Here is a 12,298-nt window from a genome sequence, read left to right as displayed (position 1 = left end):
CGCGCGGGGGGGGGGGGGGGGGCCCGCGGCCCGGCCGCGGGGGTCGGGGGGCTGGGCCCGCCCCCCCCCGGGGCGCGCCGCGGGAGCCCCAAACCCACCCCGCCCGGCGGGGGCGGGGCGTCGGTTGCATCCTTGCCGCGCGTCCTTGCGCAGGTCTGAGTGGCTCAGAACATTCCTTCAAACGGGTTCCAGCCGGTCCGGCCTTCCACCTTTTCCAGGTAATAGCTGTAGTTGGTGCTGGAGGCGACCAGGACATTGAAGGCGATGAACACCGCGCGGCCGACGATGTCGGGCAGGAACATCGTGATGGCCGCCAGGGCGATGGCGATGCCGACCACCACCAGCGCCTTGCGCCACATGCCCAGGATCAGCAGGTAGATGGGGCCGAAGAACAGGGCAAAGATGTTCAGGTTGATCTTCAGGCGGTCACCGAAGGACAGGGCCCGCCATGCCTGCTTGAAGCCGGGCTCCTTGGGCGCGCCGTGCTGGCGATAGAAGTTGAAGCGGAATTGCCACTTGGGGCTGAAGTGGGTGAGGTCGACGGTATTCATGGGAGGAACGTCCCTGTGAGAAAACGTTTTCATGCTACCGGAAATGCCTATTCAGGATCCAGCGCTGCGTGCCTGGAACGTGACACATGCCCTTTGCAGGCGCAGGCCTCACCGGCTTGCACGTCACCCATCCGCCTTGTTTTTAGGATAGGGTGCGCAGTTCCGCTGCCGCCCGGTTGGACCCGCGCGGCAGCGGGGATGTCCACGGAGGTTGCATGACCACACCCGCTACACCGGAAAACGCACCGGGACCGGTGCTTCTGCCCACACCCGAAGTGGTGCAGGCCCAACAACTGCTCGCCCGCCAGCAACTGGCGGTGGCGATGGACCGTGCGCGCACCGCTGCCCTGCAGGACGCGGCCGGCGTCGTCCTGCAGGACGAGTAACGCCCGCTGCTGAAGTACGATCGATCGCGTTGGCCTCGCCGCCAGCGCGATCGCCGAGGGATGTGCCGCCGCCCGTTTTGCTCGATCCAATTGCGTTCGATCCGGCAGGCCGCCGGCACCGCGCCGGCAGCCTCGCCTGCTGTTTGCTGAATGGGGAGAAATCCCGGCGTAGGCCTTCGCACCCGGCTTACATGTAGCGGCCTAGACTGGGCCGCATTTTCGATTCCGCCCCGTTGGAGATCGTGTGGGTTCCGGTAGTGACAGACAGCGACTGCGCGGCCTCAGGCCGACGCAGCCAGGACAAGTGCGGGCGCCGGGAAGGCGCGCCGGGAACCTTCATGCATGCAGCCTGGCCCGGACGGCCGGCCATGCCGACTGCGCGGAGTAGGCGCCGATGGGGGTGCAGACCATCCATGCGGAGGCGGAATCGGCCGGGCCTGACGCCGGCTGGGCGCTGCTGCCTGCCGAAGTGCCCTTGCCGATGCCCGAGCAGACCCTGCGCGAAGGGCAGCTCAGGGTGCGCCGGCACCGCACCTCGCCACGCCTGATCGGCCTGCGTCGGCTGTACATCCTGGGCGGCACGCTGGTGATGACCGCAGCGGCCACCCGGATGATGTGGCGGGTGTTGTCGGTCAACGGCATCAGCGTGCTCGAAGCCTGCCTGCTGGTGCTGTTCGTGGGCCTGTTCGCCTGGATCGCGCTGTCGTTCGCCAGCGCGGTGGCAGGCTTCCTCACCGCCGTGTTCGACCGTGGCTATCGCCTGGGCATTGATCCGGACAAGCCGCTGCCCACCGTGCACAGCCGCACGGCGCTGCTGATGCCGACCTACAACGAGGATCCGCGCCGGCTGCTGGCCGGCCTGCGTGCGATCTACGAATCGGTGGCGGCCACCGGCCAGCTGGAGCGTTTCGACTTCTTCGTGCTCAGTGACACCCGCCGTGACGATATCGCGCGGGCCGAAGAGCAGGTCTTCGCCGAGCTCCGCGAGCAGGTGCCCGACGGCCGCGTGCGGCTGTTCTACCGCCGTCGTGGCGACAACAGCGGCCGCAAGGCGGGCAACATCGCCGACTGGGTGCGCCGCTTCGGCGGGGCCTACCCGCAGATGCTGATCCTGGACGCCGACAGCCTGATGACCGGCGACAGCATCGTGCGCCTGGTGGCCGGCATGGAACACAACGCTGACGTCGGCCTGATCCAGACCCTGCCGTCGGTGATCGGCGGACGCACCCTGTTCGCCCGCATGCAGCAGTTCGGCGGCCGCGTCTACGGGCCGGTGATCGCCCGGGGCGTGGCCTGGTGGCACGGCGCTGAAAGCAACTACTGGGGCCACAACGCCATCATCCGCACCCGTGCCTTCGCCGACCATGCCGGCCTGCCATCGCTGCCTGGGCGCAAGCCGTTCGGCGGCCACGTGCTCAGTCACGACTTCGTCGAAGCCGCGCTGATGCGGCGTGGCGGCTGGGCCGCGCACATGGTGCCGTACCTGGGGGGCAGCTATGAGGAAGGCCCGCCGACCCTGACCGACCTGCTGGTGCGCGACCGCCGCTGGTGCCAGGGCAACCTGCAGCACGGCAAGGTGGTCGGCAGCCGCGGCCTGCACTGGATCAGCCGCATGCACATGCTGATCGGCATCGGCCACTACTTCACTGCGCCCATGTGGGCGATGCTGATGCTGATCGGCATCGCCATCCCGCTGTTCCAGGAAGGCATCGACTTCAATGCCGTACTGCACCTGGCGCCCGGCGTGTACTGGCGCGCGCAGGACGAGCAGCAGGTGGTGCGCTTGTTCGCCGCCACCATGGCGGTACTGCTGATGCCCAAGGTGCTGGGCTACCTGGCGATGCTGCTGGACCCGGTGGATCGTCGTGGCTGCGGCGGTGCGTTCCGTGCCTTCGTGTCGATGCTGGTGGAGACCGTGCTGGCGGCACTGATGGCGCCGGTGGTCATGTATGTGCAGTCCCGCGGCGTGGCCGAAGTGCTGTCCGGACGCGACTCGGGGTGGGACGCCCAGCAGCGCGACGACGGTGGCATTTCCTGGATGGCGCTGGTGCGCGGTTACGGCGGCCTGGGCCTGTTCGGCGCCTTCATGGGCGTGCTGGCCTGGCTGGTCTCGCCGTCGCTGGCGGCATGGATGGCGCCGGTGGTGATCGGCATGGTGCTGGCCATCCCGGTGGTCGCACTGACCTCGTCGCGCGGTCCCGGTGCGTTCCTGCACCGGCTGGGCCTGCTCGACATCCCCGAGGAGAACATTCCGCCGCCGGTGCTGGTACGCGCCGCGCAGCTGCGCCGGGAAGCGGCCGAACAGCCACCGCTGTACTGATCGCCCCACACCGGCGGCATAATGCGGCTCGCATCTGAAGGAGCCGCAACATGCTGCAAACGGTGGAACAGGAAACCGGCGCCTCGCCGCAGTGGTCGGTGATCTGGCTGCACGGCCTCGGCGCCGATGGCCATGACTTCGCCCCGATCGTTCCGGAGCTGGTGCGTCCGCACTGGCCGGCGCTGCGCTTCGTGTTCCCGCACGCCCCGGTGCGGCCGATCACGATCAACAACGGCGTGCCGATGCGCGGCTGGTACGACATCGTCGGCATGGATTTCCGTTCCCGCGCCGACATGGCCGGCGTGCGCGAATCGGTGGCCCAGGTAGAGGCCCTGATCGCCCGCGAGATCGAGCGGGGCATCACGCCGGAGCAGATCTTCCTGGCCGGCTTCTCGCAGGGGGGCGCGATCATTCTTACCGCCGCGCTGTCGCGCACGGCGCCGCTGGCCGGGCTGATCGCGCTGTCCACCTACCTGCCCGACGCGGACAGCGCCGAGCGCGTGGCTACCGCAGTGGACGTGCCGGTGTTCATGGCCCACGGCAGCGGCGACCCGGTCATTCCGCAGGCGGTAGCCGCACACAGCGCGCAGGCGCTGCGCGCGTTGGGCCTGCAGGTGCAGTGGCACAGCTACCCGATGGCGCACCAGGTCTGTGCCGAGGAGATCGATGCCCTGGGTGACTGGCTGCAGGAACGCCTGGGCGTCGCCTGACCCATGTCACCGGCCAGCACGCCTCCCTGGATGCCGGAACTGTGCCGCCTGCGGCGGCTGGCGGCGATGCTCGGCCTGGCCGAGCTGGTGGTGGTGCTGCTGGCCCTGGCGCCCGATGGCAGCCGTCACTGGACGGTGGGCGAGCTGCTTTCGGCCAGCGGTTTCGCACTCTGGCTGGCGCTGGCGGTGACCGCCAGCCTGTGCATGCTGCGGCAGGCGCTGTCGAGGCTGCCACCGCTGCTGGGCGCCGCTGCGGCGATCGCACTGGCGGCGCTGATCGCCGTGGTCTGCGCGGGCATCATCCACGCGCTGTATGCCGTGCTGGGCGACAGCTTCGCCCGTGGCATCAGCTTCTGGCGCTTCACCCTTGGCAGTGCGGCCACCAGCGCACTGATCAGCGCGCTGGCCCTGCGCTACTTCTACGTGAGCGACCGCTGGGCCGCGCAGGTGCAGGCCAACGCACGTGCACAGGCCGATGCACTGCAGGCCCGGATCCGTCCGCATTTCCTGTTCAACAGCATGAATCTGATCGCCAGTCTGCTGCATCGTGATCCGGCGGTGGCCGAACGCGCCGTGCTGGACCTGTCCGATCTGTTCCGCGCGGCGCTGGGGGCGGGCGATGGAGATTCCACCCTGCAGGCCGAATGCGAGCTGGCCGAGCGTTACCTGTCGATCGAGTCGCTGCGCCTGGGAGAGCGCCTGCAGGTGCATTGGCAGCGTGACGAGCCGCTGCCGTGGCAGCAGCCGCTGCCGCGGCTGGTGTTGCAGCCACTGGTGGAAAACGCGGTGCTGCATGGCATTTCGCGGTTGCCGGAAGGTGGCACCGTCGAGCTGCACGTGGCGCGCGAAGGCAACGAGCTGCACATCCGCGTACGCAATCCCGCTCCCGATCCACAGACGCCGGGGCTGGCCCTGGCACGCGGCGCCGGGCATGCCCAGCACAGCATCGGTCATCGCCTGGCGTGGCGCTTCGGCAGTGCCGCACGGATGACGGCCGGCTGGAGCGAGGGCTACTATGCCTGCCAGGTGACGGTGCCGATCCAGTGAGGGAACGATCGTGAGGGTAGTCATCGCCGATGACGAACCGCTGGCGCGCGAGCGCCTGCGCAGCCTGCTGGCCGCGCAGGAGGGGGTGGACGTGGTGGCCGAGGCCGGCAACGGCGAGCAGGCCCTGCACGCCTGCGCGGAACTGCAGCCGGACCTGGTGCTGCTGGACATCGCCATGCCCGGACTGGATGGGCTGGAAGCGGCCCGTCACCTGGCCAGCTTCGAGCCACGCCCGGCGGTGGTGTTCTGTACGGCCTACGACGCGCATGCCTTGTCGGCATTCGAAGCGGCGGCCATCGACTACCTGATGAAGCCGGTGCGTGCCGAGCGGCTGGCAGCGGCCATCGCGCGCGCGCGGACCTTTCTGGCCGGGCGCGGGGGGCAGCCACAGCACGACGCGGGGCAACAGGCACGCAGCATGCTGTGCGCCCGGCTGCGGGGCAGCCTGCGGCTGATTCCACTGGATGACATCCATTACCTGCAGGCCGAGGAAAAGTACGTGGTGGTGCACCACGCGCGTGGTGAGGACCTGATCGAGGAGTCGCTGAAGTCGCTGGAGGAGGAATTCGCCAGCCGCTTCGTGCGCATCCACCGCAACTGTCTGGTGGCGCGGCACGAACTGGTGGAACTGCGTCGTGGCGTGGGCGGGCAGGTGCAGGCGGTGCTCCGGCATGGCAAGCAGCCGCTGGAGGTCAGCCGCCGCTGTGTGGCGACGCTGAAGCAGGAACTGCGGCATCTGTGAGTGTCCGGCGCGGCCTGCGGCCGCGACTGCTTGCGGGCAACGTCTGAAGCAAGAGCAACAGCAACAGCAACTGCAGGTTGTGTTCGGCTCTGAGTTGTTGCGTGTTGGGTGAGTGGGGGGGGGGGGGGGGGGGCCCGGGGGGGGCGGCGGGGGGGGGGGGGGCCCCCCCCCCGGGGGGGGTTGGGGGGGGGGGGGGCCCCCCCCCCCCGCCTATTTGCCCGGGGCCCCCCCCCCCCTTGTTTGGGGGGGGGCCTCCGGGGCCCCCCCCCGTTGCCCCCCATAAATTGGTCCCCCACCCCGAGAGCCGCTGGCTGTTGCTTCTGCTTCTTTCTTTTGATCTTCCGTGGCTGGCGCACACGGAAACTGTCAGAGGCCGGGCGGGGTGGGTTGCGCAGGGGCGTGAGCCGCATGGATGCGGCGACCGAGCTTACATGGACGTGCTTGCAGCGGCCCCTGCGCAGCCCATCCCGCCCGGCCAAGCACGGCTGTTGCTTCAGCCTTGTCCCCAGCCAGCCACGAGGGGCTCCGCCGTTGGCCGTATCCGCGCCGAAGGCGCGATAATGACCGGATGGAAACCGTCCGCATCGCCACCCGCAAGAGCCCGCTCGCCCTCTGGCAGAGCGAACACGTCGCCGACCGCCTCCGCCAGGCCCATCCCGGCCTGCACGTGGAGCTGGTCCCGATGAGCACGCGCGGCGATGAAGTGCTCGACCGCTCGCTGGCCGCCATCGGTGGCAAGGGCCTGTTCCTGAAGGAACTGGAGCTGGCCATCCTGCGCGGCGACGCCGACTGCGCCGTGCATTCGCTGAAGGATGTGCCGATGGAACTGGATGCGCCGTTCGTGCTGCCGGCCATGCTGCCCCGTCATGACCCGGCCGACGGCTTCGTCTCCAACCTCTATGCCTCGCTTGATGCGTTGCCCATCGGCGCGCGCGTCGGCACGTCCTCGCTACGCCGCCAGGCCCAGCTGCGTGCGCTGCGCCCGGACCTGGAACTGCTGGACCTGCGTGGCAACGTCAATACGCGCCTGGCCAAACTCGACAACGGGGGCTACGACGCCATCGTGCTGGCCGTCGCCGGGCTGGAGCGCCTGGGACTGGGCGATCGGATCGTGCTGCGCCTGCAGCCGCCGCACTGGCTGCCGGCGCCGGCGCAGGGCGCCGTGGCCGTGGAGTGCGACGGCAGCAATGCGCCGCTGATGGCCTTGTTCGCTGCGCTCGATGACGCCGCGACACGCGCCTGCGTGGAAGCGGAGCGGGCAATGAACCGCGCGCTGCATGGCAGCTGCCATGTGCCGGTGGCGGCGATCGCGCAGTGGCAGGGGCAGGACCTGCACCTGCAGGGGCTGGTCGGCAGCGCCAGCGATGGCCGTGCGGTGCGCGCCGAAGGCGTGGGCCCGGCCAGCGACCCGGACGCGCTGGGCCAGCGCGTGGCGCAGAGGCTGCTCGATGGCGGGGCGGGTGAGCTGCTGAACGCCTGACCCGGCCGATTTCCTCGGCCAGGCGCTGCGGAACAGAAAAGAGAACGGGCGCCAGGCGCCCGTTTCGCTTATTTGAACTTGTAGACCACGTTCATGGTGGTCAGCGTATCGGTCTTGCGCTTGTCCACCGCGACGTCGCTGTTGTAGCGGGCCTGCCAGCCGGCCTTCAAGGCCAGGTGTTCATTCATGCTCACCGACAGGCCGAAATCGTTCTGGCCGAAGGTGTTGTACGACCCCGATTCGACCAGCAGCGTGTTGACCAGATCGGTGTTCTCGGTAAGCGAGTACTTCATGTCGAACAGGCCACGACCGATCAGCCCGGTACGGGTGCGATCATCCTCGGTGCTGTGGGTGCGGCGCACACCGGGGCCGACCTGGGCATCGAAATAGAAGCGCTCGGTACTCCACAGGCGGGTGCCGTAACCCAGACCGAACGAGCTCTGGCGGTCGTAGGTGGCGAAGTCATCGCGCTCGGTACGCACCGTGGCGGTCAGCTGGCGGTGCTCGCCCAGCTGCAGCGCGCTGCCGGCGCTGCCGGTGTAGCGGTTGGCGGTGGTGTTGTTGCGGCGGGTGGTGGTGCCGTCGTCGTTGGTCTCGGTCACCTTGGAGCTGGAACGCAGGCCGAACAGGTCCATGCTGTGCACCCAGTCACCGTCGGTGTAGCGCAGGCGCAGGCGGCCGTTGAAGCTCTCGGTGCTGCTGTTGCCGCGTGCCGAGGCGAAGCCGAGCTCGCCGCCGCTGCCGCTCCAGGGCGAGGACATCGCCGCCAGTTCGGATGCATCCTGCGCGTACGCCAGCGGGGCGCAGAGCAGCAGGGGAATCAGCAGGGACACGCGCAGGGACATCGAGGCTTCTCCGAAGCGGTTAACAACCCGTGATGATACTGGAAGCGTGATGGCCGTCCGCCCCATGGCGCTGGCCGCTTCAGCAGGCGTTGTCACCGCTCCCCATTCAGGGCAGCTCGATGCGGACGGAGGGGTCGTTGAAGCGCGAATAGCGCAGGCGCAGCTGGAACACCTTGCCGTTGCTGCTGCCGCTGCGCACGATCTGGCGTGGCAGGCCCTGCCCATCCACCCAGTACTCCAGGCGCTCGCCGGGGCCGGCGCCACGCAGCCGGTAGCGGCGGGTCTGGACCCCGTCCAGCGTCTGGCTGCCCAGATCCTCGGCCTGCAGCGCCGCGGGCGCGACGTCGGCCGGCAGCGGCGTCCGCCATTGCTCGAGCAGACCGGGCGGCGTCGGCACCTGGCGGATGGCCCCGTCGGCCTGCAGGAACATCGTGTCACCGATGATGGTCTGTGCACCGGCCGCCGTCTGTACCCGGAATCGGTCCGGGGCCACGAAGTCCATCGCACTGCGGACCGGCTGTGGCGTACCCAGCACTTCCAGTTCCGCGTGGAAGCTGCGCAGGGCGGCGAACCGTTGGCTGGCGGCCAGTACCGCCTGCGCCGGGTCGGCCTGCGGAACGACCGCGTCGCCGCCGGACGGCGCTGGGGGGCGACCACAGGCAGCCAGCAGCAGGCAGGCCAGCAGGGGCAGGGCGGGCAACCGGCGCATGGGAGGGCTTTCGCAGAGGGCGGGGCGCCCACGATAGCCCAAACCCCCCACACAAGACCCGCGACTCGGACATAATCGGGGGCATGGACCGATACGAACGCATCACCGCCCTGCATCGTCTGCTCAAGTCCGCGCGCTATCCGGTGACGGTGGCGACCCTGCAGGACAAGCTCGGTTGTTCCCGTGCCACCGTCTACCGCGACCTGGCGTTCCTGCGCGACGCGCTGATGGCGCCGATCGAGGGCGATGGCGAGGCCGGCTTCCGCTATCACGCCGACGAAAGCGACCGCTTCGAACTGCCCGGCCTCTGGCTCAGCTCGGAGGAGCTGCATGCCCTGCTGGCATCGCAGCACCTGCTGGCCCGTACCGGCGGGGGCGTGCTGTCTTCGGTGCTGGCACCGCTGCAGCAGCGCATCGAAAGCCTGCTGGCCGCGCAGGCGGGGGTCTCCAGCTGGCCGGTGGACCGGGTGCGGGTCATTCCGCATCGCGGCCGCAAATTCGACGAAGGCAGCTTCCGCAGCGTGGCTTCGGCCGTGCTCGAGCGGCGCCAGCTGGGCTTCGAGTACCGCGCCCGTTCCACCGACGAACCGACCAAGCGCACTGTTTCGCCGCAGCGCCTGACCCACTACCGCGACAACTGGTACCTCGATGCGTGGGACCACGACCGCGAGGCCCTCCGCAGCTTCGCGGTGGACCGGATCCACAAGGCGCGGGTGATCGACCACACGGCCCGTGACGTGGCCGACAGCGAACTGGACGAGCAGCTGGGTGCCAGCTACGGCATTTTCTCCGGTGCGCCGAAGGGCTGGGCCACCATCCTGTTCAGCGCCAAGGCTGCGCGCTGGGTCGCCGATGAGCACTGGCATTCCAAGCAGCAGGGCCGTTTCCTGGCCGACGGCCGCTATGAGCTGAAAGTGCCTTACAGCGTGTCACGCGAACTGCTGATGGATGTGCTGCATTACGGCTCGGATGCCGAGATCGTCGAACCGAAGATGCTGCGCGAGCAGGCCAAGGCGCTGCTCGAGCTGGCCCTGAGCAACTACGATAGATCCTGACCTCCCCCCGAGAATCATTCCGCCCATGAAGAAGACCCTGTTGCTGCCCCTGCTCGCCGCTGCGCTGGCCCTGACCGCCTGCGGCAAGTCCGGCGAGCCTTCGCAGAAGCTGGTGGTGGCCGCCACGGCCGTGCCGCACGCCGAAATCCTCGAGGTGGTCAAGCCGATCCTCAAACAGGAAGGCGTGGAACTGGACGTGCGCGTGTTCAACGACTACGTGCAGCCCAACGACCAGCTGGTGCAGAAGCAGGTGGACGTGAACTACTTCCAGACCGAGCCGTACCTGGACGCCTACAACCGCGACCGCAAGACCGATCTGGTGACGGTGATCGGCGTGCACATCGAGCCGTTCGGCGCATACTCGCGCAAGATCAAGTCGCTGGCCGAACTGCGCGAAGGCGCGGATGTGGTCATCCCGAACGATCCGAGCAACAACAGCCGGGCGCTGATCCTGCTGCACAAGGCCGGTGTGATCGAGCTGAAGGATCCGACCAATGCGCTGGCAACCCAGCGCGACATCGTCTCCAATCCGAAGCAGCTGAAGTTCCGCGAGCTGGATTCGGCGATGCTGCCCCGCGTACTGGATCAGGTGGACCTGGCCCTGATCAACACCAACTATGCATTGGATGCGGGTCTGAACCCGACCCGGGATGCGCTGGCGATCGAAAGCAAGGACTCGCCGTACGTGAACTTCCTGGTGGCCCGGCCCGACAACAAGGATGACGCGCGCGTGCAGAAGCTGGCCAAGGCGCTCACCAGCGCACAGGTGAAGACGTTCATCGAGACCAAGTACAAGGGTGCCGTGCTGCCGGCGTTCTGATGTTGGGGCAGCGCCGGGCCATGCCCGGCGGATTGGGGATTGATTCGCCGGGCATGGCCCGGCGCTACCGCCCTCAATCGACGTGGAAGGCCAGGGTGGCGGCGACCGCCTGCTGCCACCCGGCATACAGCGTCTCGCGCCGTGCTGCCGGCATCTGCGGCTCGAAACGGCGGTCCAGTCCCCATTGCGCGGCGATCTGTTCGCGGCTTTCCCAGAATCCCACCGCCAGCCCGGCCAGGTAGGCCGCGCCCAGCGCCGTGGTCTCGGTCAGCCGTGGCCGCAGCAGCGGAACGCCCAGAATGTCGGCCTGGAAGCTGGCAAGGAAGTCGTTGCCGATCGCGCCGCCGTCGGCACGCAGCTCGCTCAGGCCGATACCTGCATCGGACTGCATGGCATCGAGTACATCGCGGGTCTGGTAAGCCATTGCTTCCAATGCTGCACGCACGAAGTGCGACCTGCTGGTGCCCCGGGTCAGGCCGAACATCGCTCCACGCACGTCGCTGCGCCAGTAAGGCGCACCCAGGCCCACGAACGCCGGCACCAGATAGACGCCAGCGCTGTCGCCGACCTTCGCGGCCAGCGCCTGGCTGTCGCTGGCCCGATCGATCATGCGCAGGCCGTCGCGCAGCCACTGCACCACCGAGCCGGCGATGAAGATCGACCCCTCCAGTGCATACTCCACGCGCCCGTCCAGGCCCCAGGCGATGGTGGTCAGCAGGCCATTGTGCGAACGCACGGCCTGCGTTCCGGTGTGCATCAGCATGAAGCAGCCGGTGCCGTAGGTGTTCTTCACCATGCCCGGCTGGAAGCAGGCCTGGCCGAACAGCGCGGCCTGCTGGTCGCCAGCGATACCGGCGATCGGAATCGGGTGGTCGAAGAAGAACTGCGGCCGGGTGTGCGCGTACACCGCGCTGGAGTCACGCACCTGCGGCAGCATGGCGCGCGGAATGTCCAGCAGCGCGAGCAGCTCGTCGTCCCAGTCCAGGGTGTGGATGTTGAACAGCAGCGTGCGTGCGGCGTTGCTGTAGTCCGTCACGTGTGCCTGGCCGCCACTGAGATTCCAGACCAGCCAGCTGTCGATGGTGCCGAACAGCAGTTCGCCACGCTCCGCGCGCTGTTGTGCGCCTTCCACGTGATCGAGGATCCAGCGCACCTTGGTGGCCGAGAAGTAGGCATCGATCAGCAGGCCGGTGCGTTCACGGATCAGCGCTTCGTGCCCCTGCGAGCGCAACCGCTCGCAGATGGCCTGGCTTTGCCGGGACTGCCAGACGATGGCGTTGTGGATCGGCTGGCCCGTGGCGCGTTCCCAGACCACGGTGGTCTCGCGCTGGTTGGTGATGCCCAGTGCGGCGATGTGGCGCGGGTCGATCTGTTCGCGGCTGAGCAGCTCGGTCAGCGTGGCGTAGACGCTGGTGAGGATCTCGCGCGGGTCATGTTCCACCCAACCGGGCTGCGGGAAAATCTGGGCGAACTCACGTTGCGCGCTGCCGACGATGTCGCCGGCGTGATCGAACAGGATCGCGCGCGAACTGGTGGTGCCCTGATCGATGGCCAGCACGTAGCGGGGCGTCATGCGGCGTCTCCGGTAGCGATGGGGAAATCCTACTGCATCGGCAGCGACGGGCCATGCCGG

Annotated in this window: 12 protein-coding genes; 8 read left to right on the top strand and 4 right to left on the bottom strand. The window is 68.5% G+C overall.

Annotation, left to right across the window (positions count from 1 at the left end; genetic code table 11):
- Nucleotides 1-164: 164 nt before the first annotated feature.
- A complete protein-coding gene (locus ACVOME_RS13540) occupies nt 165-551 on the bottom strand; it encodes a DUF2628 domain-containing protein (RefSeq protein ID WP_111186117.1) in 387 nt (128 codons plus the stop codon).
- A 215-nt stretch (nt 552-766) separates the two neighbouring features.
- Here ACVOME_RS13540 and ACVOME_RS13535 point away from each other — a divergent pair, with 215 nt between their 5' ends.
- The 6 genes from ACVOME_RS13535 to hemC all read left to right on the top strand — a co-directional run bounded on the left by ACVOME_RS13535 (nt 767) and on the right by hemC (nt 7,236).
- Nucleotides 767-937 carry a hypothetical protein gene (locus ACVOME_RS13535; protein WP_164972337.1) on the top strand — a complete coding sequence of 57 codons (171 nt, stop codon included), beginning with the start codon at nt 767-769 and terminating at the stop codon, nt 935-937.
- A 394-nt stretch (nt 938-1,331) separates the two neighbouring features.
- Entirely contained in the window at nt 1,332-3,257 is a 1,926-nt protein-coding gene (gene mdoH, locus ACVOME_RS13530) for a glucans biosynthesis glucosyltransferase MdoH (protein WP_262218941.1), read from the top strand.
- 50 nt (nt 3,258-3,307) lie between these two features.
- Nucleotides 3,308-3,967, top strand: coding sequence for an alpha/beta hydrolase (locus ACVOME_RS13525; protein ID WP_065174484.1), 660 nt, complete (start codon nt 3,308-3,310; stop codon nt 3,965-3,967).
- Nucleotides 3,968-3,970: 3 nt separating this feature from the next.
- Complete coding sequence (locus ACVOME_RS13520) at nt 3,971-5,014, top strand: sensor histidine kinase (RefSeq protein ID WP_481505184.1); 1,044 nt, start codon at nt 3,971-3,973, stop codon at nt 5,012-5,014.
- A gap of 10 nt (nt 5,015-5,024) precedes the next feature.
- Nucleotides 5,025-5,756, top strand: a complete 732-nt coding sequence (locus tag ACVOME_RS13515) for a LytR/AlgR family response regulator transcription factor (RefSeq protein WP_053517196.1) — start codon at nt 5,025-5,027, stop codon at nt 5,754-5,756.
- A gap of 568 nt (nt 5,757-6,324) precedes the next feature.
- On the top strand, nt 6,325-7,236 hold the full coding sequence (gene hemC / locus ACVOME_RS13510) for a hydroxymethylbilane synthase (RefSeq protein ID WP_053520328.1): 912 nt from the start codon (nt 6,325-6,327) through the stop codon (nt 7,234-7,236).
- 68 nt (nt 7,237-7,304) lie between these two features.
- On the opposite strand, the gene ACVOME_RS13505 is transcribed toward hemC, so the two are convergent.
- Both ACVOME_RS13505 and ACVOME_RS13500 read right to left on the bottom strand, forming a co-directional pair.
- The gene (locus ACVOME_RS13505) at nt 7,305-8,081 is read right to left on the bottom strand and encodes a DUF481 domain-containing protein (protein WP_065175204.1); all 777 of its coding nucleotides are present in this window, start codon (nt 8,079-8,081) and stop codon (nt 7,305-7,307) included.
- A gap of 106 nt (nt 8,082-8,187) precedes the next feature.
- Nucleotides 8,188-8,790, bottom strand: coding sequence for a LolA family protein (locus tag ACVOME_RS13500; protein ID WP_053520326.1), 603 nt, complete (start codon nt 8,788-8,790; stop codon nt 8,188-8,190).
- A gap of 83 nt (nt 8,791-8,873) precedes the next feature.
- Here ACVOME_RS13500 and ACVOME_RS13495 point away from each other — a divergent pair, with 83 nt between their 5' ends.
- Entirely contained in the window at nt 8,874-9,845 is a 972-nt protein-coding gene (locus ACVOME_RS13495; RefSeq protein ID WP_111186222.1) for a helix-turn-helix transcriptional regulator, read from the top strand.
- Between the two features lie 25 nt (nt 9,846-9,870).
- Entirely contained in the window at nt 9,871-10,665 is a 795-nt protein-coding gene (locus ACVOME_RS13490) for a MetQ/NlpA family ABC transporter substrate-binding protein (RefSeq protein WP_053520324.1), read from the top strand.
- A gap of 73 nt (nt 10,666-10,738) precedes the next feature.
- On the opposite strand, the gene glpK is transcribed toward ACVOME_RS13490, so the two are convergent.
- Complete coding sequence (gene glpK, locus ACVOME_RS13485) at nt 10,739-12,238, bottom strand: glycerol kinase GlpK (RefSeq protein ID WP_065181792.1); 1,500 nt, start codon at nt 12,236-12,238, stop codon at nt 10,739-10,741.
- Nucleotides 12,239-12,298 lie beyond the last annotated feature (60 nt).

The organism is Stenotrophomonas sp. STEN008 (assembly GCF_056760435.1).
This window is presented reverse-complemented; position numbering and strand designations above follow the sequence as displayed.

What these genes read in the sequence shown, in the direction of transcription:
- ACVOME_RS13540 (WP_111186117.1), bottom strand. Translation starts at nt 551, where the DNA reads ATGAATACCGTCGACCTCACCCACTTCAGCCCCAAGTGGCAATTCCGC.
- ACVOME_RS13535 (WP_164972337.1), top strand. Translation starts at nt 767, where the DNA reads ATGACCACACCCGCTACACCGGAAAACGCACCGGGACCGGTGCTTCTG.
- mdoH (WP_262218941.1), top strand. Translation starts at nt 1,332, where the DNA reads ATGGGGGTGCAGACCATCCATGCGGAGGCGGAATCGGCCGGGCCTGAC.
- ACVOME_RS13525 (WP_065174484.1), top strand. Translation starts at nt 3,308, where the DNA reads ATGCTGCAAACGGTGGAACAGGAAACCGGCGCCTCGCCGCAGTGGTCG.
- ACVOME_RS13520 (WP_481505184.1), top strand. Translation starts at nt 3,971, where the DNA reads ATGTCACCGGCCAGCACGCCTCCCTGGATGCCGGAACTGTGCCGCCTG.
- hemC (WP_053520328.1), top strand. Translation starts at nt 6,325, where the DNA reads ATGGAAACCGTCCGCATCGCCACCCGCAAGAGCCCGCTCGCCCTCTGG.
- ACVOME_RS13505 (WP_065175204.1), bottom strand. Translation starts at nt 8,081, where the DNA reads ATGTCCCTGCGCGTGTCCCTGCTGATTCCCCTGCTGCTCTGCGCCCCG.
- ACVOME_RS13500 (WP_053520326.1), bottom strand. Translation starts at nt 8,790, where the DNA reads ATGCGCCGGTTGCCCGCCCTGCCCCTGCTGGCCTGCCTGCTGCTGGCT.
- ACVOME_RS13495 (WP_111186222.1), top strand. Translation starts at nt 8,874, where the DNA reads ATGGACCGATACGAACGCATCACCGCCCTGCATCGTCTGCTCAAGTCC.
- ACVOME_RS13490 (WP_053520324.1), top strand. Translation starts at nt 9,871, where the DNA reads ATGAAGAAGACCCTGTTGCTGCCCCTGCTCGCCGCTGCGCTGGCCCTG.
- glpK (WP_065181792.1), bottom strand. Translation starts at nt 12,238, where the DNA reads ATGACGCCCCGCTACGTGCTGGCCATCGATCAGGGCACCACCAGTTCG.